Origin of the sequence: Clostridium saccharobutylicum DSM 13864, assembly GCF_000473995.1 — a bacterium.
In the GTDB taxonomy this organism is placed as follows: domain Bacteria; phylum Bacillota; class Clostridia; order Clostridiales; family Clostridiaceae; genus Clostridium; species Clostridium saccharobutylicum.
This window is the reverse complement of record NC_022571.1, coordinates 3,181,820-3,207,419: the sequence shown is the minus strand read 5'-3', so window position 1 is coordinate 3,207,419 and position 25,600 is coordinate 3,181,820. Positions and strand designations below refer to the sequence as shown.

The 25,600-nt window shown below is 26.0% G+C and carries 24 protein-coding genes; all 24 read left to right on the top strand.

From position 1 onward, the window contains the following. Positions 1 to 70 precede the first annotated feature (70 nt). The 24 genes from CLSA_RS13800 to CLSA_RS13690 all read left to right on the top strand — a co-directional run bounded on the left by CLSA_RS13800 (position 71) and on the right by CLSA_RS13690 (position 25,461). Entirely contained in the window at positions 71 to 730 is a 660-nt protein-coding gene (locus tag CLSA_RS13800; protein WP_022746974.1) for a sugar transferase, read from the top strand. A 122-nt stretch (positions 731 to 852) separates the two neighbouring features. Continuing rightward, positions 853 to 2,043: a beta 1-4 rhamnosyltransferase Cps2T gene (gene cps2T, locus CLSA_RS13795; RefSeq protein ID WP_022746973.1), complete on the top strand. Its 1,191-nt coding sequence runs from the start codon at positions 853 to 855 to the stop codon at positions 2,041 to 2,043. 111 nt (positions 2,044 to 2,154) lie between these two features. Next, positions 2,155 to 3,339, top strand: coding sequence for a glycosyltransferase family 4 protein (locus CLSA_RS13790; protein ID WP_022746972.1), 1,185 nt, complete (start codon positions 2,155 to 2,157; stop codon positions 3,337 to 3,339). Beyond that, positions 3,323 to 3,982: an acyltransferase gene (locus CLSA_RS13785; protein ID WP_022746971.1), complete on the top strand. Its 660-nt coding sequence runs from the start codon at positions 3,323 to 3,325 to the stop codon at positions 3,980 to 3,982. Before CLSA_RS13790 ends, CLSA_RS13785 begins: the two co-directional genes overlap by 17 nt. 26 nt (positions 3,983 to 4,008) lie before the next feature. After that, entirely contained in the window at positions 4,009 to 5,073 is a 1,065-nt protein-coding gene (locus CLSA_RS13780; protein ID WP_022746970.1) for a glycosyltransferase family 4 protein, read from the top strand. Between the two features lie 10 nt (positions 5,074 to 5,083). Beyond that, the gene (locus tag CLSA_RS13775; protein ID WP_022746969.1) at positions 5,084 to 6,319 is read left to right on the top strand and encodes an O-antigen ligase family protein; all 1,236 of its coding nucleotides are present in this window, start codon (positions 5,084 to 5,086) and stop codon (positions 6,317 to 6,319) included. Between the two features lie 110 nt (positions 6,320 to 6,429). Then, complete coding sequence (locus tag CLSA_RS22145; protein ID WP_022746968.1) at positions 6,430 to 7,359, top strand: glycosyltransferase; 930 nt, start codon at positions 6,430 to 6,432, stop codon at positions 7,357 to 7,359. Between the two features lie 139 nt (positions 7,360 to 7,498). Then, entirely contained in the window at positions 7,499 to 8,611 is a 1,113-nt protein-coding gene (locus CLSA_RS13765; protein ID WP_022746967.1) for a glycosyltransferase family 4 protein, read from the top strand. Between the two features lie 11 nt (positions 8,612 to 8,622). Next, complete coding sequence (locus tag CLSA_RS13760; protein ID WP_022746966.1) at positions 8,623 to 10,032, top strand: lipopolysaccharide biosynthesis protein; 1,410 nt, start codon at positions 8,623 to 8,625, stop codon at positions 10,030 to 10,032. Beyond that, complete coding sequence (locus CLSA_RS13755; protein ID WP_022746965.1) at positions 10,029 to 11,159, top strand: polysaccharide pyruvyl transferase family protein; 1,131 nt, start codon at positions 10,029 to 10,031, stop codon at positions 11,157 to 11,159. Before CLSA_RS13760 ends, CLSA_RS13755 begins: the two co-directional genes overlap by 4 nt. A gap of 11 nt (positions 11,160 to 11,170) precedes the next feature. Next, positions 11,171 to 12,334, top strand: a complete 1,164-nt coding sequence (locus CLSA_RS13750) for a Coenzyme F420 hydrogenase/dehydrogenase, beta subunit C-terminal domain (RefSeq protein ID WP_022746964.1) — start codon at positions 11,171 to 11,173, stop codon at positions 12,332 to 12,334. Positions 12,335 to 12,514: 180 nt separating this feature from the next. Continuing rightward, positions 12,515 to 13,426: a glucose-1-phosphate thymidylyltransferase RfbA gene (gene rfbA / locus CLSA_RS13745; RefSeq protein ID WP_022746963.1), complete on the top strand. Its 912-nt coding sequence runs from the start codon at positions 12,515 to 12,517 to the stop codon at positions 13,424 to 13,426. An 11-nt stretch (positions 13,427 to 13,437) separates the two neighbouring features. Continuing rightward, complete coding sequence (gene rfbC, locus CLSA_RS13740; RefSeq protein WP_022746962.1) at positions 13,438 to 14,034, top strand: dTDP-4-dehydrorhamnose 3,5-epimerase; 597 nt, start codon at positions 13,438 to 13,440, stop codon at positions 14,032 to 14,034. A gap of 1 nt (position 14,035) precedes the next feature. Beyond that, positions 14,036 to 14,917: a dTDP-4-dehydrorhamnose reductase gene (gene rfbD / locus CLSA_RS13735; protein WP_022746961.1), complete on the top strand. Its 882-nt coding sequence runs from the start codon at positions 14,036 to 14,038 to the stop codon at positions 14,915 to 14,917. Positions 14,918 to 14,931: 14 nt separating this feature from the next. Continuing rightward, positions 14,932 to 15,987, top strand: a complete 1,056-nt coding sequence (gene rfbB, locus CLSA_RS13730; protein ID WP_041716280.1) for a dTDP-glucose 4,6-dehydratase — start codon at positions 14,932 to 14,934, stop codon at positions 15,985 to 15,987. Between the two features lie 536 nt (positions 15,988 to 16,523). Beyond that, the gene (locus CLSA_RS13725; protein WP_022746959.1) at positions 16,524 to 17,273 is read left to right on the top strand and encodes a YveK family protein; all 750 of its coding nucleotides are present in this window, start codon (positions 16,524 to 16,526) and stop codon (positions 17,271 to 17,273) included. 84 nt (positions 17,274 to 17,357) lie between these two features. After that, the gene (locus CLSA_RS13720) at positions 17,358 to 18,020 is read left to right on the top strand and encodes a CpsD/CapB family tyrosine-protein kinase (protein WP_022746958.1); all 663 of its coding nucleotides are present in this window, start codon (positions 17,358 to 17,360) and stop codon (positions 18,018 to 18,020) included. 16 nt (positions 18,021 to 18,036) lie between these two features. Continuing rightward, positions 18,037 to 19,245: a nucleotidyltransferase domain-containing protein gene (locus tag CLSA_RS13715; RefSeq protein ID WP_022746957.1), complete on the top strand. Its 1,209-nt coding sequence runs from the start codon at positions 18,037 to 18,039 to the stop codon at positions 19,243 to 19,245. Between the two features lie 74 nt (positions 19,246 to 19,319). Next, on the top strand, positions 19,320 to 19,625 hold the full coding sequence (locus CLSA_RS13710) for a lasso peptide biosynthesis PqqD family chaperone (protein WP_077393799.1): 306 nt from the start codon (positions 19,320 to 19,322) through the stop codon (positions 19,623 to 19,625). Then, the gene (locus CLSA_RS13705; RefSeq protein WP_022746955.1) at positions 19,600 to 20,112 is read left to right on the top strand and encodes a lasso peptide biosynthesis B2 protein; all 513 of its coding nucleotides are present in this window, start codon (positions 19,600 to 19,602) and stop codon (positions 20,110 to 20,112) included. Before CLSA_RS13710 ends, CLSA_RS13705 begins: the two co-directional genes overlap by 26 nt. 97 nt (positions 20,113 to 20,209) lie before the next feature. Next, on the top strand, positions 20,210 to 21,121 hold the full coding sequence (locus CLSA_RS13700; protein ID WP_022746954.1) for a phosphoenolpyruvate carboxykinase (ATP): 912 nt from the start codon (positions 20,210 to 20,212) through the stop codon (positions 21,119 to 21,121). Positions 21,122 to 21,143: 22 nt separating this feature from the next. Next, entirely contained in the window at positions 21,144 to 23,072 is a 1,929-nt protein-coding gene (locus CLSA_RS13695) for an asparagine synthase-related protein (protein ID WP_022746953.1), read from the top strand. Between the two features lie 62 nt (positions 23,073 to 23,134). Then, complete coding sequence (locus tag CLSA_RS23140) at positions 23,135 to 23,287, top strand: hypothetical protein (RefSeq protein WP_022746952.1); 153 nt, start codon at positions 23,135 to 23,137, stop codon at positions 23,285 to 23,287. A 233-nt stretch (positions 23,288 to 23,520) separates the two neighbouring features. Continuing rightward, entirely contained in the window at positions 23,521 to 25,461 is a 1,941-nt protein-coding gene (locus CLSA_RS13690; RefSeq protein ID WP_022746951.1) for a S8 family serine peptidase, read from the top strand. The last annotated feature ends 139 nt before the right edge of the window (positions 25,462 to 25,600 follow it).

Here is a 25,600-nt window from a genome sequence, read left to right as displayed (position 1 = left end):
ATTAAGATTTTGTGGAATAAAAGGAATCATAGAGAACATATTAATAAATCATATAGTTAAATTATTAGCAATGAGATGGAGGCCTAATGTGCAAAATTCAATATTAAAAGAGCAAGTGAAAGAGAAACCAATATATGAGATTGCAAAAAGGTTCATAGACATAATTTGTTCCTTAATTGCATTAATAGTTTTAATGCCAATACTAATAATTGTTGCAATTCTTATAAAAATTGAGTCAAGTGGCCCAATAATTTTTTGTCAGAATAGAGTTGGTAAAGGAGGTGCCATATTTAAAATTTATAAATTTAGATCTATGGTTACAAATGCAGAAGCACTTAAAGAACATTTAGCACATGAAAATGAAAGATCAGGTCCAATGTTTAAAATTAAGAATGATCCTAGAGTAACTAAAGTTGGAAGGATTATAAGAAGGACAAGCATAGATGAATTGCCACAGCTACTTAATATTTTAAAGGGGGATATGAGTATTGTAGGACCAAGACCATCGCTTCCTAAAGAAGTTGAGCAATTTGAGGAGTGGATGCTAAAAAGGTTAACTGTTAAACCTGGACTAACTTGCTATTGGCAGGTATCAGGAAGAAATGATATTGAATTTAATGAATGGATGGAATTAGATATTAAATATGTAAATGAAAGGAATGTTGGGATTGATATATTATTAATATTAAAAACTTTCTCGGTATTATTTGGTGATAGTCATGCAAGTTAGAATTCAATATAAAAAATAATTTATCAAAATACTTATAAATTGTTGTAAAAAGGCTATTTTAATTTACAAAGTACCTAAAAAAGAAGTTGCAATAGCAATAATGTGGAATAGGGGATTAAATAATGAAACATGTATTTATTATAGGTTCTAAAGGAATACCAGCAAATTATGGCGGGTTTGAAACATTTGTTGACAAATTAACAAAAGGACAAAAAAGTAAAGAAATAAAATATCATGTTTCTTGCTTATCAAATAATGAGAAGGAATTTGAGTACAATGGTGCTAGGTGCTTTAATGTAAAAGTACCTAATATTGGACCTGCTAAAGCAGTTTATTATGATATAGCTGCATTAAAAAGGAGCATTAAATATATAAAGATGAATAATATAAAAAATTCAATAGTATATATTTTGGCTTGTAGAATCGGTCCATTTGTAGGGCATTACAAAAAGAAATTAAGAAAACTAAATGGGACGTTAATTATAAATCCAGATGGTCATGAATGGAAAAGGGCAAAATGGAATAGATATATAAGAGCATATTGGAAAATATCCGAAAAATATATGGTTAAACATGCTGATTTATTGATATGTGATTCAAAAAATATCGAGAAATATATACAACAGAATTATAAGCAATATAATCCTAATACAACGTTTATTGCTTATGGAGCTGACATTCAAAAATCAAAGTTATCTGATGATTACAATTCTTTGATTCAATGGTATAAAGAAAAAAAAGTAAATAAAAAAGAATATTATTTAGTAGTAGGTAGATTTGTTCCAGAAAACAATTATGAAATTATGATAACTGAATTTATGAAATCAAAAACTAACAAAGATTTTGTATTAATAACGAATGTAAAGAGAAATAAGTTCTATGAAGAATTAAGAAAAAATACACATTTTGAAAAAGATAAAAGAATAAAGTTTGTTGGAACGGTTTATGATCAGGAGCTATTAAAGAAAATTAGGGAAAATGCTTATGGATATTTTCATGGTCATGAAGTTGGAGGAACTAACCCATCCTTACTAGAAGCTTTGGCTACAACTGATTTGAATATTCTACTTAATGTTGGATTTAATAAAGAAGTGGGAGAGGATGGAGCATTATATTTTACCAAAGAAAGCGGAAATTTAGCTAATCTAATAGATAAATTAGATACAATGAATGAAACAAAGATTAAAGCGTTGGGATTTAAAGCTAAAAATAGAGTTAGAAAAGAGTATACATGGAATTATATTATAGATCAATATGAAGATTTATTAGTTAACGGACTTTCATGCTATGAGAATGTGAGTATAACTTGTTAAGGAATGGAAAATGCTTGAAAAGCTATTAATAAGAAACATATTGATAAATATAGGATATGCTTTTGTGAATTAGGCAATGGCATCACAAACTATGGAATAAAGGAGTTTAAAATGATAAAAATATTATATCTCCATGCTGGAGCAGAAATGTATGGTGCTGATAAAGTGTTACTTGAATTAATAAAAGGATTAGACAAGACAAGGTTTAATCCAATTGTAGTTCTTCCATGTGAAGGCATTCTTGTTAACGCACTTAGAAAAGAAGGAATAGAAACAGAAGTAATTCCGTATCCGATATTAAGAAGGAAGTACTTTAATTTAAAGGGGATAATTAAGTATATTATATCATATAGGAAGTATTGTAAGTTGATACTAAAGCTAGTGAAAGATAAAAATATTAACCTTTTGCATATAAATACAACGGCGGTATTAGAAGGAATTTATTTAAGAAAAAAATTAAAGATACCAATGATTTGGCATGTTCATGAAATTTTAATTAATCCAAAGATTATATATAAATTTATTAGTTTTATTATTGGTAAATATTCTGATAGAACAGTGGTAGTATCAAATGCTGTTGGCAATCATCTAATTAATTCCAACAGAGTAAATCCAAATAAGGTTAAGACAATTTATAATGGTGTAAATAATGCTATATTTAATTCTAACAATGAAACAGAATATTTAAGAGAAGAGTTACAAATTCCTAAAGATGCTTTTATTGTAGGCATGATAGGGAGAGTGAATGCTTGGAAGGGACAGAAAGATTTTCTAGCTGCTATTGAGCCAATACTTGCAAAGTATCATAACGTTTATGCAGTTATGGTAGGCGGTGTATTTGAAGGTGAAGAGTGGAGAATGGAAGAATTAAAACAAAAAGTTAGTGAATCTCATTTCAAGGATAGGATAATCATACAAAATTTTAGAAAGGATTGTCCTAATCTTCATAATATTTTTGATATATTTGTTTTACCAAGTACCAATCCAGATCCACTACCTACAGTCGTTCTTGAAGCAATGGCAACTGGAAAACCTGTCATTGGTTATAAGCATGGGGGAATATGTGAAATGGTTGTTGATGAAGAAACCGGTTTACTAGCTGAAGTAAGAAATACAGAAGATATGTCTTCTAAAATTGAATTATTAATTAAGGATAGGATTAAAATGATTGATATGGGAATTCAAGCAAAGAAACGTCAGAAAATGATGTTTTCACTAAAAAGTTATATAGAAAGTTTTTCTAAATTGTATTCTAATCTTGTAAGTGATGGAATAAGACATGTTAGAGAGAATTGATAATAATATAAAAGTCATTGATAAAATTGCTATCTTAGTTTCAGCTACAATTAAGATAATAAGAGGTTTTACTATAAAGCTATTCTTAAAAAAATCTAATGGATTTATTTTTGTAGGGAAAAATGTTTCTATATTAAATAAGCATCGCATATCAGTTGGAAAGAATGTTAAGTTTGAGAAGAATTCTGAAATTCAGGGTTTAAGTTCAAAGGGAATTATATTTGGAAATAATGTAACAATTGGACATACGACAATGATAAGACCATCAAGTTATTATGGTGTTGGAGAATTAGGAGAAGGATTGATTGTCGGAGATAATTCATCAATAGGACCATTCGGGTATATTGGTTGTGCGGGATTTGTTAAGATTGGGAATAATGTCATGATAGGACCTAGAGTTAGTATATTCGCAGAAAATCATAATTTTTCTGATATTAAATCTGACATAAAATCACAAGGCGTAAATAGAAAGGGGATAGTAATTGAGGACAATTGTTGGATAGGCAGTGGAGTTATTATTTTGGATGGAGTAAAAATTGGAAAAGGTAGTGTTATAGCTGCAGGAACATTAGTTACTAAAGATATTTCTGCACAAAGTATAGTAAAAGATTTAAGAAATAGTTATACAATTCATAGAAAATAAAAATTAACGAAATGGTGACAGATAAAATGGAAAATAAAATTATTTTTTTAGGAAAATTAAATAGAACAAATTGTAATAATGGGCCAAGCGGTGTTTTAAAGAGCTTGATGAATGCTGGTAAAAAAATAGATAAAATAGACTTTAAAATAATTAATATTAATAAGGAAGTTCTAAAATTACCAAGGATGCTATTAGATTCAAATTATAAAATTGTATGTATATGTTCAGATGGTTTTTTTCTTACTTTTATTATATTTATTCTTTCGCTTTTGGATAAAAAGAGGAAATATTATCTTATTATACATGGAATCTATAAGATTGAAAGTAAATATAATGGAATAAAACCAAATAGAAAAACTGTGTTGATTGAAAAGATTATCTATAAATATTTTCCGAATGTAATATGTGTATCAGAAAAATTAAAAATAGATATTAAATATTATTTTAAAAGAACAAATAATGTTTATGTAATAAATAATGGTATGGATTTAATTAAATTGAATGGAAGTATTAACAGTTTTGTTAGAGGGAGTGTGTTAAATCTAATACATGTAGGAGGAATTAAAAATAGAAAAGGTATTTATGAGGCATTAGAATTAGTAAGAGCATTAAATGCTTTAAACATAAAAGTATTTCTTAATATATATGGAGATGTTATTGATAACAAAAGTTTAACGAAGTTTTATAATTATATAAAAACTTATAATTTGAGTGACCTTGTTTGTTATAATGGTCAAATTAATGATAAAGAAAAACTGTATAATGCGTATTATAAATCAGATTTTAATTTGTGTTTGAGTAAATATGATACATTTAATATTGCTGTTTTAGAATCTATGAGTGTAGGATGTCCATGTTTTGTTACAACGAATTGTGGAGCTTCTGAAATTGTTGAATCTGGAATGGATGGTTATGTAATTAATCAAGATGACTATATTCAACAAATTGTTTCAATAATAAAATTATATTTAAATTATTCAAATTGTGAGATTAAAAAATTAAGATTAAATGCAAGTATTAAAGCTAGTAAATATAGTTGGAATAATGTTATTAATCAGTATTTTGCATTGTTAGGAAAAGATTGCGATTAGGAGGAAGATAATGAATTATAAAATTAACACAAAATTTAAATTTTCATTGGAAATATTACTTCTGATTGCTTTGGCAGATTGTTGTTTTTATTTTGTTGATTATCAAGAAAAATTATTTGGAGTAGCATCTGGTTATGATATTTCTATGATTATATTTTTTCTATATTTTATTTGGAATTTTGTTAGGTACGGAACAAGCTTGTTTAAAAATAAAAAGTACAAATTAATTATCCTTTTCATTCCGATATTGGCAGTTATAAGTTCAATTAGTGCATTTATTAATTATAATCAAGGCATAGTTAGTGGATTATTAACACATAGATATTGGATTGTAATTTCTTTTTTATATTTTCCAATATCAACTAAATTGCAAAAGGGTAAGTTGAAAATTGAGGAAATAAAAAATGCAATTTTAGTAGTTGCATCTATAGAATTATTATTAGTTTGGTTACAATATTTTTTTGCAGATAAATTTTTCTTTTTGAAGGTAATTCATAATTATCGTTATGGATCTATAAGATTATATATCGATTATTCATATATTATTATGTCCATGTATATTTGTTTTGATGAAATTTTAAAAGGAAAGAAAAAAATTAAAAATATTATATTAGTAGTAATCACTATTTTATATGTGATATTTATTAATAAAAGTAGAATGCTTTTTGCTGCTATTATTGCAACTTTATCACTAAATGGATTATTAGGTAAAGGAAAATTACGATATAGAATTATTTTTGGAGCGATATTATTAACTTCTTTTTCATATATAATGAACACACAATTGATGCAAGAATTTATAAATGCAGTGGTTGAAAAAGGAAATGATCCTACTTATGAGATTAGATTATTAAGCCAAAGTTTTTATTTAGAGGGATTCTATAAATCGCCAGTATTTGGTTATGGATTTCCAAATACATCTGATATTTCAGCATATTATTCAGCAGGAATTGGAAGCGGTTATCTTGTTGCAGATAATGGAATATATGGATATTTGTTTTCGTATGGTTTAATAGGAATTTGCTGGTTTTTAAGTTTGTTTAGCATATTTTTGAAGAATGGTTTTCTTTATTATTATAGAAATAGAAGTAGCTGGATTCTATTAATGACTGCATACTTAATTATAACAATTGCAACGAATTGCACATGGTTTTTTAATTATTACTCTTTTTATGTTGTTCTTATTTTAATTTTTTGTGAATATTCAAATTTAAAGAAAGAGAATATTGTGATTAATAAAAAATAATAAGATTTTAATTTATTGAAGAAATATATAGTTCATTTTTATATTTTATCAAAATATAAAATACTAATTCTAAAGAATGAAATTTGAGAGGTGAAAGAGGAAGTTTTTATATGGAAAACAATTTAGTTATAATCATATTAAATTATAAGAATTACAATGAAACTATAGATTGTGTCCATAATATATTGAAATTTAATATAGGAAACAAAATAGTTATTGTTGATAATTCATCTCCTAATAATTCGTATTCAATATTAAAAGAACATTTTTCTTTAATTAAGAATGTGTTTGTAGTATTAAATAAATACAATTATGGATATGCATCAGGAAATAATTTTGGAGTTCGTTATGCATTAAATAATTTTAATGATGTTAGATATATATGTATTATGAATCCTGACATTCGTATAACATATAGACAAATATTTTCAAACCTAATTGATAAGTTAAATGAAAATAAGAATTTAGCGTTAATTGCTCCAATAATTATTTCATGTGATTTTTTAGATTTTAGAAATGTGGGATGGCTAATTCCAAAAACATGGCAACTTTTTTGTTTACAATCTGCTTTTAGAAAAAATAATAAATGGAGTCCTAAGTATAAAATTGATAAAAATGGATTGATGAATATAGATGTTGTTCCAGGTTCAATGTTTATTATTAAAGCAGATGTGTTTAATAATGTAGATTTGTTTGATGAGGGTACTTTTTTGTATTTTGAAGAAACAATATTAGCTATAAAATTGAAGAGACAGAATTATAAAGAAGCAATTTCAATTGGAGAATATTGCTATCATATGCATGAAATCGGAGAAAGACCAACATTAAAGCAAAACATTTTGCTCTATAAGAGAAATTCCGACTCCTTAATTTATATGGTAAAAAAATATTACAATAAGAATCTAGTCATTCTTTTGAAACTTGAATATTTAATCAATATATTAATCATTATCATTAAATATCCAATAGGTACTATGACAAAATATAATAGATGGTTAAAAATTAATTGTAATAAAGCATTGAGTACTAGAAAGTTCTAAGGAGAATTTTCTGAATTTAGATGATATGAATATATTATTTTAATAAATAGAGGAATGTCCTATAAGTTAATAAGTATTATAAAAATACATATTAAGTGATGGACATTAAGAAGATTTTAACATTAAGGAGGAATTATTAGTGGAAATTTTATATGTATGCTCTTGGGATAAATGTAGAGAGAAAACATGGTCTGGAACTACGTATTCATTATATAAAACATTAGAAGCAAAGATCCCAGTTCAAAATATAGATGTAACATTGAATAGAAAAGATAAGATGTTTATAAAGTTACAAAGATTTACAGATATAAAATTTAAGAATGAAAAAGTAAAAATAATTCACGAATTTTCATCACTAAAAACGAAAATTTATCAAAAAAAGGTTAATAGATTAATAAAAAATGATAAAAAATCAGTAGTATTACAAATTGGAGATTATGGATTATGTGACAATAAAACTTATGTATATCAGGATCTTAGTTTAGATTCATTATTTTATTTTAAGGAAAAATATAATGGACTTTTCCAATATAGCGGATTTCAAAATTACTTAGAAGATGATATGAGTAGAAGAAGAGAGAATCAATTCAAATTTTATAATAATATTCACGGGATTTTTACTATGGGAAAATGGCTAGCAAATAATTTGGTTGAATATTCTAAAATTCCAAAAGAGAAAGTTCATTGGGTGGGAGGTGGGATTAATTTAAATATAAAAAAAGTAAAGCCTTTTCCTAAGTCAAAAAACAAAATTTTATTTGTAGGAAGAGATTTTTTTAGAAAAGGTGGAGATTTAGTATATAAAGCTTTTAAAGTATTAAAGAGGTATTTGCCTAATGTAGAATTATATGTTGCGGGACCTAAAGAATGGCCATTAAAAGATAAAGATGATAATTTAAGATTTTTAGGTGAGATTAATTCAGATGAATTAAGTGATTATTTTAATTTGTGTGATATATTCTGTATGCCTTCGAGATTTGAAGCATATGGATTAGTATTTATTGAAGCATTGGTATATGGATTGCCTTGCATAGGAAGAAATAATTTTGAGATGAAAGAATTTATAAAAGAAGGGTATAATGGTTATTTGATTGAAAATGATGATATTGAACAATTGGCGATAAAAATGTATCAATTGTTAAACAATGATGATATTAAAAGTAATGTTGTTACAAATAGGAATAAATATATTAAAGAATACTCATGGGATACTGTGGCAGATAGAATTATTAATATTATAAATAAGGCATGAGGAGATTATAGATGGGAAGCAAAAAAAGTCTTATTAAAAACACAGTAATTATAGCTATTGGAAAATGCAGTACACAAGCAATATCATTTTGTCTACTACCATTATATACATCTATATTAACAGAAGCTGCATACGGAACTTTTGATTTTATTAATACTGTTGTATTATTTATTGTTCCATTTATAACTCTATTAATGGAAGAAGCTATGTTTAGATTTTTAATTGATGCAGAAAGTGAAAGTGAAAAAAAGCATATAATTAGTCAATCGGTTATATTTATTTTAATTAATATTATAATATCTAGTTTTGTATTATATGTAATATTGAGCTTAGTTAAATATGAATTTAAATTCTATCTTATATTTTTCTTGATTACAACTATTTTAACTAGCTTAACTGAAACTTTAGCAAGAGGATTATCTAAAATTAAATTTTATTCAATACTTGGATTTTTCTCTGGTGCGCTAATAGTTACATTGAATTTAATATTTATAGTATATTTACAAATGGGATTAATTGGACTATTAACGTCATATATAGTAGCTAATGTAATAATTTCAGTTTTAGGGTTATGTAAACTTAAGGTGTGGAAATACTTATCATTAAAGGAAGTGGATTTTTTTAAAATAAAAGAAATGATAAAATACTCATTTCCATTAGTACCGAATAGTATTTCATGGGTAATAATAAATTTATCAGATAGGTTAGTCATAACTACTGCAATTGGAGCTGAAAGCAATGGAATATATGCTGTTGCAAACAAATTTCCTAATTTAATAAATATATTTTATGGTTTCTTTTATACAGCTTGGAAAGAAGAATCGGCTAAAGCTATAAAGCAAGAAGATGTTAATGCATATTATAATATTATCTATAAAGATTTAAAAAGATTTTTAATGGCAATTTCATTATGTTTAATATCTGTGCTACCTTTAACTTTTCATTTGGTGATAAATGCTAAATTTGGAGAATCTTTTAATTATATACCATTATTGATAGTTAGTATGTTTTTTGCTAATATTTCTGGATTTTATGGTGGAATATTTTCAGCTAATAAAGAAACAAAAATAATGGGAATAAGCACTGTATATGCTGCATTAATAAATATAGTTCTTAATATCATTTTTATAAAGCTATTAGGCATATATGCTGCTGTTTTATCTACATTGATATCTAATTTATTGACATATATATATAGATATGTAAAATTGAAAAAGTTTATTTTAATGGAAAAGGATATAAATTTTTATATCACTTCATTTTTAATATTAAGTGTAAATATGTTTTGTTATTATTCCAACATATATTTTCTTTATTTAATAGGATTTATAATATCTTTTATTTATAGCGTTTATATAAATAGAAATATTTTGAAAGGAATATATAATAAACTAAAGACATATAGGGGAGAATTAATATGAGATATATAGGAAATATTACATTTCATTCATCGCATAATTACGGGTCAGTTCTTCAGGCTTATGCATTACAAAATGCAGTTAAAAGTATTATAGATTGTAAGTATGAGATTATAGATTTTTCTAATAAAAATCAGAGAGACATGTATTCAATTTTTTATAAAAATAATTCATTAAAGAATATCTGTAGAAATATAAGGATTATTCTATATAAATATAAAGTAGTAAAATCCAGATATGAATTGTTCAATAAGTTTATTAATAATAATCTTCAGCTTAGTAAAAATAATTATGTTACTGAAAGTGAGTTAAAAAACAATAATTTAAAGTATGATACGTTAATATGTGGAGGTGATCAGATTTGGAATGTATCAGTAAGTGATTTTGATAATGCATATTTTTTAACCTTTAGCGATAGTGCGAAAAAAATTGCATATGCTCCAAGTTGTGGAGGTGAAAATCCTTTTAAAGATGAAAAAATGAAAAAATTAATAATAGAATACTTAAAAGATTTTTCTCACATATCTATGCGTGAAGAAATAGGAAAGGAAATTTTTCGAAAGTTTACATCTAAAGAAATTAATTTGGTCTTAGATCCAACATTATTATTAGAGAAAAAGGAATGGAACAATATATGTTCTCAAAGATTAATATATGAAGACTATATATTTTTTTATTCTATAGATTACAATAATGATGTTATGAAGATGGTAAATATAATTTCAAAAAGACTAAAATTACCTGTAATAATTTTGTATACAACATCTGCAACTTATAAAACAATATTTAAGGGATTTAAAATGTGTAAATATCAAGGACCAAGTGATTTTTTAAGCTTAATAAAATATTCAAAATTAGTTCTTACAAACTCATTTCATGGAACTGCATTTTCAATTATATATAGAAAGTCATTTTATGTGTTGAGAGGAACATATGATGGAAAAATAAACAATGATAACAGAATGGCAACTATATTAGCAAAATTTCATTTATATGATAGAGAAATTAATATTAATATAATTAGTCATTTTAAAATAAAGTTAGATTTAAATTATTCAGAATTAGAAAAATATATAGAAAAAGAACGTTTAAAATCTATACAATTCTTAAAAAATTCAATATATGATTAAGGTGATAAGATATGATATGTAATAAAGATAAATGTACAGGCTGTTATGCTTGTTATAATGCTTGTCCTAAAGAATGCATAATGATGCAAGAGGATGATAATGGTCATATATATCCTAAAGTAAGAAAAGAAAATTGTATTAATTGTAGATTATGTTACAGTGTATGTCAATCTTTAAGCAACGTAAAATTTAATGAACCTAAAAAGGCCTATGCATGTTGGGCATTAAACAACTTAGAAAGAGAAACTAGTACATCTGGTGGAGCAGCATCTGTTTTTTCAAGAAATGTTTTAAAAAAAAATAATGGAATTGTATTTGGAGCAGCAGTAATAAATAAAGATGTTCAGCATATACGAGTAGAAGATCAAGGCGATTTGGTCAAACTTAAGGGATCTAAGTATGTTCAAAGTAAAATAGGTAATACTTATAAACAGGCTAAAATGGATTTAGATAATAATAAAGAAGTATTGTTTATAGGAACACCTTGCCAAATAGCAGGGCTGAAAAAATACTTAAAAAAGGTGTATAGCAATTTGTTGACAATAGATATTATTTGTCATGGAGTTCCATCATATAAGATGTTATCAGATTATATAAAATCTAATGGGGATGTTAATTTTGATAATATTATCTTCAGAGATAAAGATGGATTCAATTTTAAACTTTTAGATAATAATAAAGTTGTATTTAGTGAAACAATGAAAGAAAGTTTATATTATAGGGGATTTATGGAAGCATTATTTTATAGAGAAAATTGTTATGAATGCAAATATGCAACTAGAAAAAGAGTTTCAGATATAACAATAGGAGATTTTTGGGGTATAGGAGAAGAAAATGAATTTTTAAAATCTACAAAGGGAGGAGTTTCTGTATTATTACCATGTACAGAAAAAGGATTAGATTTTATTTATAAATGTCAAGATGATATGTTTTTAGAAGAACGAAGTATAGATGAAGCAATTAAAGGAAATGATCAATTAAGGCATTCATCAATAAAGAATAAAAATTATAATAAATTTAAAGAATTATATAATATAGGAGGATTTAATTATGCGGCTTTAAAATGTATGAGGAAAGAAATATTTTTAGGGAAATTAAAAGAAATTTTATATAAAAATGAATTTACCCACAACTTAGCAAGAGGGATTAAGAAGATAGTAATCAAAAATAATTAAGAATGAAAATAAATATTTACTATAAGAAATCTGACCATACTACTTGTATTATAAAATTTGTAATATGAACAAATATAAAAAGCAATTCTTTAAAATAAGAATAATTCTTATCTAAATTTAAATAAACACATTTCTATAAATACAACATAATCTCATATTAAATTTAAAGGAGTAATGGGTATGAAAGGAATTATATTAGCAGGAGGTTCTGGAACAAGACTTTATCCAGTAACAAAAGCAATGTCAAAACAAATGGTGCCAATTTATGATAAACCAATGATATATTATCCAATGTCTGTTTTAATGTTAGCTGCAATCAAAGATATATTAATAATATCTACGCCAAGAGATATTGTTGGTTTTAAAGAGCTGTTTAATAATGGACAAAGCTTAGGATTAAATATTAAATATGCAGTTCAAGAAAAACCTAATGGTCTTGCTGAAGCATTTATTATTGGAGAAGAATTTATTGGAAATGATAATGTAGCTATGGTGCTTGGTGACAATATTTTTTATGGACAAAGTTTTACAGAACACTTAAGAAAAGCTGCTGCCTTAGAAAATGGTGCATATGTATTTGGCTATTATGTTCAAAATCCTAAGGCTTTTGGTGTGGTGGAATTTGATGATAATGGTAAGGTGATTTCATTGGAAGAAAAACCTGAAAAACCAAAATCCAAATATGCAGTTCCTGGTCTTTATTTTTATGATAATTCAGTAGTTGAAAAAGCTAAACAATTAAAGCCTTCAACAAGAGGCGAATTAGAAATAACAGATTTGAATAAAGCTTATATGGAAGAAGGAACATTAATGGTTCAATTATTAGGCAGAGGAATGGCATGGCTTGATACTGGGACTCATACATCTATGCTTCAAGCATCTAATTTTGTTGAAACTATCGAAAAGACACAAGGTACTTATATAGCTTGCCTTGAGGAAATTGCATATAGGCAAGGATGGATAAATGCTGATAAAGTTATTAAACTCGCTAAACCATTAATGAAAACATATTATGGAAAGTATTTATTAGATATAGTACAAGAAATTGAGATTCAAAAAGCAAAATCTGAAATTGCGGCAGCAGATAAATAAGAGGTGGGATAATGGAAAATTTTAAATTTAATAAAACTCAAATAAATGGACTGTATATAATAGAACCTAAAGTTTTTAATGATACAAGAGGGTATTTTATGGAAGCTTATAATAAGGAACATTTTAAAAAAGCTGGACTCAATATGAACTTTGTTCAGGACAATGAATCAAGATCAAGTAAAGGGGTGCTTAGAGGTTTACATTTTCAAAAAAAACATAGTCAAGGAAAGCTTGTTAGAGTAATAAAAGGAAAAGTTTTTGATGTAGCAGTAGATTTAAGAGTTGCTTCTGAAAGTTACGGAAAATACGAAAGTGTCATTTTAAGTGAAGAAAATAAAAAGCAATTTTATATTCCAGAAGGCTTTGCACATGGTTTTTTAGTGCTTTCAGATGAGGCTATATTTAACTATAAATGTACAGATTTTTATTATCCTAAATATGAGAGTGGAGTCAAGTGGAACGATGCAGATATTAATGTAGAATGGCCATTAGACCAGATAAAAAATATAATTTTATCTGAAAAAGATAAAAAGCATCCCAATTTAAAAGAATTAGATTTAAGTGAATTTCCTCAATTTAATGTATGTGAAAGAGAGGGAAATCAGTAAAATGAAGATATTAATTACAGGATCAAAGGGACAATTAGGAAATGAGCTTCAAGGTATAATAAAAAGTGGAGTAGCTGAAATTGGTAAAGTATCAGATTTTATAAAAGAATCCGAGGTTATATCATTGGATATAGATAAATTAGATATAACTGATTTAGGACAAGTTGTTAATAAAATAACTGATTTAAAGCCAGATGTAGTTATTAATTGTGCAGCAGCTACAAATGTTGACTGGTGTGAAAGTAATGAAAACTTTGCATTTAAAGTTAATTCACTTGGACCTAGAAATTTAGCGATAGCATGTGAAAAAATAAGTGCTAAATTAGTTCATATATCAACTGATTATGTATTTAGTGGAGAAGGAGATAAACCACTAAAGGAATATGATTTAACAGCTCCATGTAGTGTTTATGGAAAAACTAAGCTTTTAGGTGAAAATTATGTAAGGAAGTTTTCTACAAAGTACTTTATTGTGAGAACAGCTTGGCTTTATGGATATGTAGGAAGTAACTTTGTATATACTATGAGAAAGCTTGCCAAAGAAAGAAATATAATAACTGTTGTTAATGATCAAAAGGGAAATCCTACTAATGCTAATGATTTAGCTTATCATATATTAAAGCTTATACCAACAGAAGAATTTGGATTATATCATTGCACAGGTAAAGGAGAATGTACATGGTATGATTTCGCTAATATGATAATTAGATTGTCACAAGAAGAATGTGAAGTTAAACCGTGTATATCAGAAGAATATAAAACTAAAGCAAGAAGACCAAAACATTCATCACTTGACAATATGATGTTTAGAAATACGGTTGGTGATGAAATGAGAGGATGGCAAGAGGCATTAAAATCATTTATATATAAATTAGATAAATAAAAAGGAGTAGAATGATGAAAATATACTTAGTTACAGGTGGGGCAGGATTTATAGGGTCAAATTTTATTTTATATATGTTAAATAAATATAAAGACATTAAGATAATAAATTTAGATAAATTAACTTATGCAGGAAATTTAGAAAATCTTAAATTGATTGAAAATGATAAAAGATATACCTTTATTAAAGGAGATATTTGCGATAACCAACTAGTTTCCAATCTTTTTAAAGACTATGATATAAATTACGTTGTTCATTTTGCAGCAGAATCACATGTTGATAGAAGTATAAAAGAACCAGCAATATTTGCTAAGACAAATGTACTTGGAACAGTTAATATGCTTAATTGTGCAAAAAATGCATGGATAATTAAAGGAGAATTTAAGAAAAATGTTAAATTCCTTCATGTTTCAACAGATGAAGTTTATGGATCATTAGGAGATGAAGGATTATTTACAGAAACAACTCCAATAAATCCACATAGCCCTTATTCCGCAAGTAAGGCAAGTTCAGATTTAATGGTTAAAGCTTATTATGATACTTATAGAATGCCTGTAAATATAACTAGATGCTCAAATAACTATGGACCATTTCAATTTCCAGAAAAGTTAATTCCGCTATTGATAAATAACTGTTTAAATCACAGAGAGTTACCAGTGTATGGAGATGGTCTGAATATAAGAGATTGGCTATTTGTGGAAGACCACGCAAAAGCAATTGACATGGTTATTAATGGTGGCAGGCTTGGAGAAGTTTATAATGTTGGAGGACATAATGAAAGAACAAATATACAAATAGTGAAGACGGTTATTGCATATATAAATGACAAGGTAGATAAAAGCGTTACTGAAAGTTTGATAAAATATGTTCAAGATAGAAAAGGTCACGATAGAAGATATGGAATAGCACCAGACAAGATAGAATTAGAATTGGGATGGCATCCTGAAACTACTTTTGAAGTTGGTATTAAAAAGACTATTAAGTGGTATCTGGATAATAAAGAATGGATGAAAAATATAACGTTAGGAGATTATCAAAAGTATTATGAGAGAATGTATACAGATGTTTAAATTAATCACTAATCAAAATAGAAAAAGTTATAATTAAATTTATATAATTATAATCAATACAGTAAAATCCAATTAAATCTAATCTAATGAGTAAGAAGGAGCTATCGTATTAAAAATATATTATACAATATATTGCACTTGCATTTTGTATTTAAATGCAAGAACTATATATAGTTTAATAGTTGCTTAATACGAAGCTCAAGAATAAAGAATCAAGATATTGTGTAGAGTCAAATCTTGCTTTTAATACATTAAAAATATATTGATTTTATTATATCAAAACTTAAGAAAAAGTATATTATAATATACTTCTAAAATACACTATATGTAAATATATATATAGTGTGTAAACTAGTAATTGATTTTTATTACTATATGTATTTTAGAAAAATATAAGAGTAAACGTGGTATTGAGGTTAAAGCAACGAGTATATCAATGCTTTATGAACATATAAATAAGATTATTCATGTATAGCTTAAAAATATTATAACTATATGATACAGTTAAAATTTAAGTCATGAAGGAAGGGAAGAGAATGGAGGAAATGGATTTAGAAATTAAGGATATATTAAAAATACTAAAAAACAGATGGAAAGTTATAGTTGGAATAACTACCATTATAACTTTAATTGTTGTAGTTATGAGTCTTTTTGTTATCAAGCCTGTTTATAATGTAAGTACAAAAGTTTTTATAGGTAAAGATGCAACAAAAGATGTAAAGTATGATAGTAATGATATTGAAATGTATCAGAAATTACTAAAAACATATTCAGAGTTAATAAAGACAAATGATTTAATCGAAAATGTAATTGACGAAAAAAATTTAGATATAACAGCATCGGCGGTAAATAAAACTTTGGTAGCTATGCCTAGGACAGATACTCAAATATTAGAAATAAGTTATGAGAATAATAACAATGTACTAGCAAAAGAAGTGTTAGAAGGTATAGTTGATGAGTTTGTAAAAGAAACTAAAGTGCTTATACCAAATGGAACGGTAAAAGTTATAGAGACCGCTAAATTACCTCAATATCCAGTAAGTCCTAATTATTTTAAGAATATATCGTTAAGTATTTTTGGAGGACTTATATTTGGAATTCTATTATCTTTCATAATGGAATATATGGATAATACATTTAAGACAAAAGAACAAATTGAAAAAGTAATGGGTATATCTGTAATAGGGGTAATACCATGGGAAGATAAAAAACATAGAAGGTATGATGATGTGCATAATAGAAAAGAAAATAATAAGAATTTAAATAGTCCAGTATGTGAGAACTAAAATAATATGTTTTTTAATTAGATATATTGATAATATTCAGAATTAGTAATTGACTTAATCAGATTGTTTAAGGAGGAAAATATAATGCTTGTATTTGAAGATAAACCAAAATCAATAGATGCAGAAGCATATAGAACATTAAGAACTAATATGCAGTATTTATCTATTGAAAAAGAAATTAAAAGTATTGTTGTTACAAGTGCTTGTCCCAGCGAAGGAAAGTCAACTGTGTTAGGAAATTTAGCACTAGCATTTGCTCAGAACGGGAAAAATGTAATAATTATCGATTGTGATTTAAGACAACCTTCAATTCATAAAAAATTTAATGTATCAAATTTGCTTGGTATTTCACAGGTGTTAATACAAGAAGAGACATTAGAGAATGCAATTCAACACTATAAGTCTAATCTTGATATATTGACAAGTGGAAAAATTCCACCTAATCCATCAGAAATTATCAATTCAACTGCAATGAATAATTTATTAGAAGAGCTTAAGAATAAATATGATATTTTAATAATAGATAGTCCACCATTAGATGTTGTTACTGATGGTCAAATCTTATCTACAAAAGTAGATGGAACGATTCTTGTATTAAAAGCTGGTCAAAGTAAGATACAATCAGTAAAAGAAGCTAAGAATCTTTTAAATAAAGTAGGTGCAAATATAATTGGTTTAGTAATAAATCAGGTAAAAGAAAGTAAAAAAAAGTATTCGTATTATTATGGAATAGATAAAAAAAAGTAATTATGTAAGGTGAAAAATGGAACAATATCAAAAAGTGATAGTTAATCTTTTAAAATCATCTATAGATAGAAAAAAAATTAAATTAGAAGAAAATAGTGATTGTTTGAATAAAGTTATAAATGAAAGCAAGCAACATGAAATTAGTTCACTAGTATATTCTTCAATCGATAGAAATAGTTTTAAATTCGTTGATAATGGTGTTCTAAATGAATGGAGACAGAAAATTTTAAAGGAAAACTTAATTCAAATACAAAATATAAATAGTATTGCAAAGTTAATTGAGGGCTTAGATCAGCAAGGAATAGAAATAATATTATTAAAGGGGGTAGTTTTAAGAAATTTTTATCCAAGACCAGAATATAGAACTATGTGTGATGCAGATATATTAATAAAACCACAAGATTATTTGCTTGTTAAAAACTACCTTATAAAAAATGGTTGTAAATGTTATGAGAATAATCATCCAATTCATGCAGGATTTATGTGTTCAAACCAATTATATATTGAAGTTCATTGGAAACTTATAAATGATTCTTATTTAAATGAAAGTGTAAAGAATTTTGAAAAAGATATTTGGAAAAGGACGATTGAATTTAACATTTGTGGAGTTAAGTGTAAAACATTATGCAATGAAGATTTCCTCATGCATATGTGTTTCCATATGGCTGTACATGCTAAATACAAAGGGTTTGGATTAAGGCAATTATATGATATGGCAGTATTTGTTAAAAATAAAAATATAGATTGGACAAGTTTTGACAACAAAATATCTTTGTATGGAATATCAAAATTTATAAAAGGAATATTTGAACTTTTAAATAAAATATTCGATATAAATATTCAGGAAAATATTTTAACAAGCGAATTTATAAGTGAGCAAGAGATACAATTATTATTAACCAATATTTTTGCTGCTGGAGTACATGGAGAAAAAGAAGAAATAGATGGTTTTAAACAATTGTGTTGGATTGAAGCTAATCAACAATATGTAAATACTAATATCAAAAAATTATTTCGATTTATTTTTCCACCTAGAGCTTTGTTAAGCCATAGGTATAAATATGCAAAGGAGAATTTCTTATTATTACCAATAGCGTGGATACATCATGCGATCAGGGGAATATTTATAAGAAAATATGGAGTTGTTAAAATAATTAAATATTATAAAATAACATTGGATATTATTGATAAAAGGAAAAAATTAATCAAAACTTTTGAGTTATAGATATTAATAATTTGTGATGAATTTAAGGTATAAGGTATTTTTATAATAGAGTAATAAATGTTTGTAGTTGTTAAATGATAGAATATGTAATTTCGGAGGTTAATATGGTAGGTTATAATACAAAAGTATGTCAATCTAAACAAATAGATACTACAGATTTAAATGGAGATAAGGTTATGATGAATTTAGATAAGGGTAAATATTTTGCATTAAATTCAGTTGGAAGTCGGATTTGGGAAATTATTGAACAAGAAATTTATGTAAAAGATTTAATAAAAATACTATTACAAGAATATAATATTGATAAGAAAACTTGTGAAAGTAATGTACTTAATTATCTAGGAGTATTGGAAAATGAAGAGCTTATTACAATTAAGTAAGAAAATTTTTAATTTCAATCAACTAAAGAATTTTAGTCGATTGAAATTAAAAGATAAAATTTTGATTTTTCAGGTTTTTATACTTACAGCCATAATTAGAAGTGCAATACTAATTGTTCCGTTCAAGAATTTACGAAAATATATGGGAGAATTAAATAGAGAATCATCTTTTAATTTAAAAAATAACGAGTATAAGATTGCACAAAAAATATCGTGGATTATAAATAAAGTTTCTAAATACACACCATGGGAAAGTAAATGTTTAGTTCAAGCATTAACAGCTCAGTATTTACTATCGAGAGAACATATACAAAATACTCTATATTTAGGTGTTTTAAAAGAAAATAATATTATAATTAAAAATGCAGAGAGCAAACACGAAAAAAAATCTAAATTGGTAGCTCACTCATGGATAAGATGTGGAAGATATTATGTTACGGGAGGAAATGGAAGTGGTTTTGCAGTGGTCGCGAAATTTTCTAAATAATATATAATTGATAAATGTAGTTCAAATGTTCTTGAATATACTAATATATATTAATTAAGCATATTTTAATAATTTAGAATAAATAAGTGGAGGAAAAATGATACCAAAGGATATTAAGTATTATTATGAGGTATATGGTTTGACAATTAAATCAGATATTGAATTTCCAGAATTACTAAAAAGTATTAATGTAAATTGGGAAATAAATATTTGTATGGGTATTACTCCAAGTAATGTTCTGAATAGTATAAAACAAGGAAGAAATTTATATTTAAGCTCAAATTATAAAGAAATTTGGTTTAATATAAAAGCTGTTGGAACTTACTTAATATATAATGGAAATACTATTGTAGTTGATAAAAATGCAAATGCAGACATAGAAGATGTAAAAGCATATTTATTAGGTACTGCTTTAGGCATGGTTCTATTTCAAAGAAATACTTTAGCCATTCATGGAGGAACTATTGTTATTAATAATAAAACTTTAACTATAGTAGGAGATTCAGGTGCAGGAAAATCTACGTTAACAACGGCGTTAAGATTGAATAAGCATTTATTTATGGCAGATGATGTTTCAGCTATTAATAATAATTTTATGATAAATTCATCATATCCGCAACAGAAATTATGTAAAGATACAATGTTAAGGTTGGGATATAAATTAAATAAATTTAAAAAAATTGATGATGATAGGGAAAAATATAAAATACCAGTTAGAAAAGATTTTGTATCTAAACCTGTTAAAATGGGAGCAATTTGTGAAATAAAAATAAGAAACAATCCTAAAGTAGAAATTGAAGAAATTAAAGGAAAAGAAAAATTGATAATTTTAATTAATAATATATATAGAATAGAGTTGATAAAAAAGAATGGGATCCCTCCAGAATATTTTAAAAAATGTTTACAGATTGCTCAAAATATCAAATTTTATCGTATATATAGACCAAAAGATAAATATACAATTAGTGAACAGATTAAAGTGTTAGAAAATACTTTAATGAATTTATGATTAACACGATGAGGTGGATAGAATGAGTGGAGCTATATGTGGCAAGATAAACACCAATGGAGAATCAGTATCTATTGTTACTGCAGAAAATATGATGGACAGTCTTAAAATGTATAAATTAGATATTCAAAAAACTTTAAATAAAAATAATATGTTTATGGGATGTGGATTATTAGAAATTACAAATGAATCAAAAAAGGAAGTATTACCGCTTTGGGATAAAGAGAAAGGATTAATAATTACTGCAGATGCTAGTATATATAATAAGAAAGAATTATGCTGTCTGCTTAATATTAAATATGATAAGGAAATGAGTATAACTGATAGTCAAGTTATATTATTGTCTTATGAAAAATGGAATGAAGAATGTCCTAAGTATTTGGTAGGAGATTTTGCGTTTGTTATTTACGACGAAAAAGAGAAAAAAGTATTATGTGTAAAGGATCATATGGGGAGTCGTAGTTTATATTACTCTTATGAAAATAATATATTTTCTTTTTCAACTATAATTGAACCATTAAAAAATAATAGAAAATTAAATGAACGATGGATATGTGATTTTTTAGCATTAAAAAGTGTTGTTCATCAATTTGAGCCTGAAGAAACTATTTACAATAATATATATCAAGTTTTACCTGCTACTGCCATAATTATCAAAAATAATAAACTTACAAAATATAAATATTGGAATCCATTAGCAAATAATGAAGTATTAAAATTAAAATCGGATAATGATTATATACAGGAATTCAAAAAAGTGTTTTTTGAAGCTGTAAATTCTAGAATAGATAGTAGTAAAGAAATATCTATTATGCTTAGTGGAGGATTGGATTCTACTTCAGTAGCTTGTGTAGCTGCAAATATATTAAAAAATAAAGAAAAAAATTTAATATCATATACATCAATACCTATGGATGGATACAAGGACGATACTTCTAAGTATAGATTTGCAGATGAAAGTGAATATGTTAATAGTTTAAAAGATGTAATAAACAATTTAGAAATAAATTATTGTAAAAGCGAAAATAAAGATTCAGTTAGTGACATAAAAAAATTCACTAAAATATTAGAGCAGCCATATAAAACCTTTCAAAATATATTTTGGGTGAATGAAATTATGGAGAAAGTAGAAAAAAGAAATTCTAAGGTTTTACTTACTGGACAATATGGTAATTTCTCAATATCATATGGAGATTTTTTAGTTCACATAAAGACATTATTAGGGAGAGGGCATCTATGTAAAGTTGTTAAGGAAGTATTAGAATGCAGTAAATTATATAATCAATCTCCAATTACTACCTCAAAATATATTATTAGAGCATTTAGAGAATATAAAAATACAAGAAAAAGTTTATCCATACAAGATAAATATGAAAACTCTCCATTAAAAATGGAATTAATTAATAAATGGAATATAGATACTAGAATTGAAAAAAGTAAATATGGATTAATAAATTTAAAATGCAAAAACATTAAAGAACTCAGACAATATTTTTTAGATCCAGTGATGTTGACTCAGATTGGAAATATAGAGAGTAAGATGTCATTAGCACATGGAATAGTGCAAAGAGATCCAACTAAAGATAAAAGAGTAGTTGAGTTTTGTTTAAGTTTACCTATAGATCAGTTTGTAAGAAATGGTGAAGAAAGATTATTAATAAAAAGAGCAATGAAAGAAATATTGCCAGATAAAATAAGACTTAATTCTTTTACAAAAGGATTACAAAGTGCTGATTGGATTCAAAGATTATTACCTAAACAAAAATATATATGTGATAAATTAGAAGAAGTTATTAAAGATGAAGAGAGTAGAAAGTATTTAGATATTGAAAAATTGAAGAAACAATTAAAACATTTAAAAGTTAATTCAATTGATAATAATGTTATTGATATGAGGATGATTATAATATCATTAACGCTATATGAATATTTAAATAATGAAGCTATATAAATTTAATGATATAAGGTTAATCCTATATCATTAAGTTTGAGTATATAAAAGGGGGAATTGAAATGAATGAAACAAAATTAATGTGGATTGAACCAGAGATTATTGACTTATCTGTAAAAGAGACTAAACTAGGCAGTCATTTCTCAAGCACTCCAGATGGAGCACCATGGCAAGATGCAAATGGTGACTGGCAAGAACCACATGGAAAATCTTAAGAAAAAAGTTTTTGGAAAACTTTAATTTTAATTTGAATAAGTCACAAGTATAGAATGTAAAGTAAAGGAACTGTTACAAATAAATTGTAGCAGTTCCTTTTAACGTATAAATGATTTAATATCAGTTGTTTGAAAGTAACATATGTAAAAAAAAGGAATATAATATAATATTCTTAATATAGCGTACTTTATATTTAAGCAATTTATATTTTATATAATAGGGGGATAATAGAATGGATAACAATGATTTTTTAAAATCGTTAAATATAACATCTTTAAAAGAAAAAAACATTAAAGGAAAAGGAATTAAAGTTGCAGTAATAGATACAGGTGGAAACAGTTTTGATGGGAATTTAGTTATAAAAGGTGGATATAATTTTATAGAAAAAAGTAACAACTATAAGGATGTAGATGGACATGGTACGGCAGTTGCTAGTATTATATCAAGTAATAACTATGGTGTAGTTCCTGAAAGTGATGTATATTCATTAAAAGTCGATTTATCACTTTCGAATGAAGTCGTAATAAATCAAGTTATAGATGGTTTAAAATGGTGCATAGATAATAAGATGGATATTGTTAACATGTCGTTTGGATTTCCAGATTGTGAAAGTGATGAATTAGAGGCTGTATGTTTAGAAGCAAAGAAAAAAGGAATTGTTTTAGTATGTGCAGCTGGTAATACTTCAATTAATGCATATTTGCCAATTCCGGCTAGATATGATTCAACAATTGCAATATCTAGTGTAGATAAAAATAATATTATATCGAAAACATCTTCTTACTCATTTGGAATAGATTTTTGCTGTTATGGTGAAAATATAGTAGCATTAGACCAAAACGGTAAAAATATAACTGTATCAGGAACCTCATTTTCTTCAGCAATAACTTCTGGAATTATAGCATTAATAAAACAACAGAATTCTAATTTAACTTTTAGAGAGATATATGAAATATTGAAAGATAATTGTATAGATTTAGGTGATAAAGGTAAGGACTTATATTATGGATATGGATTAATTCAAGCAAGCATAGTTCCTACGAATTATAAGAGAGAAGATGAACTAATATTAGAAGATATTCAAAAAAACATTTATTTTCCACAAACAAAACTACAAGTTCAAGAATCTAATCAAATAAATGCTAATATAGTTTTTTTACCTAATGAGATGGCATATGTTAAATTTAAAACAACAGATGAAAGTATTGCTACGGTAAGTGATGGAGGGATTATAACAGGGAAAAAAGTTGGTAGCACTAATTTAATAGCAACTTATAACAATAAGGCAGCGGTTTGTGAAGTAGATGTTGTTGAGTATGTAACTAATGATAGTCCACCAAATGTTTCTACTACGGATTTGTTTAATTTTGAAGATTTAAATGTATATAAATTGCATAATGCAGGAATAAAAGGGAAGGGGATTAAGATTGCTTATTTAGGATATGGATGTATATCTACTGATAAAATTAATGTCACTAAGTATAACGATATTACAAGTGAGAAAAGTAGCTTTGTAGATTCTAATGGATATGGAACTGTATATACAAGTTTAATATCTGGAAAGTTAACAGGATTAGCTCCTGAATGTGAGATATATGTAATAAAGGAATCTGTAGGTTATGCAACTAAGTCATATACAAATTGTAAGAATGCTGTTGAGTGGTGCATTGCTAATAAGATAGATATAATTAATTTTGACAATGGTGTTCAAGATACAGTTGCAGATAGTCTATTAAAAAAATGTTATGATGCAAATATTATTTGTGTGACTAATGGTGGGGGATGGGTTATAGGCCCTCAACATAAATCAATTTATTCACTTACTGTAAATTACGTAACTCCTGATAAAAAATTTATTAGTGGAGATAATAACAAAACTCCATTTACAGGGAATTTTGTAGATTGTGTATCCTATGGTTATGGAGTTACTTGTGTAAATTCAAAAAATCAATATGATATTTATGAAATAGGAACCAATCCACACAAAATATTTTTGTGTGATGTAGCTGTAATGCAGGTGATGGGATTATTAGCATTACTAAAACAACAAGATCCAACAATAAATAATGCTGTAAAGGTTAGAAGTTTGCTTCCAAAACTTTGTGAGCCACTATATGGAGGAAGAAATGATAACACTGGATATGGATTATTAAAAGCCGATATTTTACAGTGATATAAATATATAAACAAACGCTATCACATTTTGATGGCATTTGTTTATATGCAATATGCAAAATTAATTTTTGATGCATGAAATTAAGGAATAAATAATTGGATAATAACTACTATACGTTATATATTTTAGTTTGAAT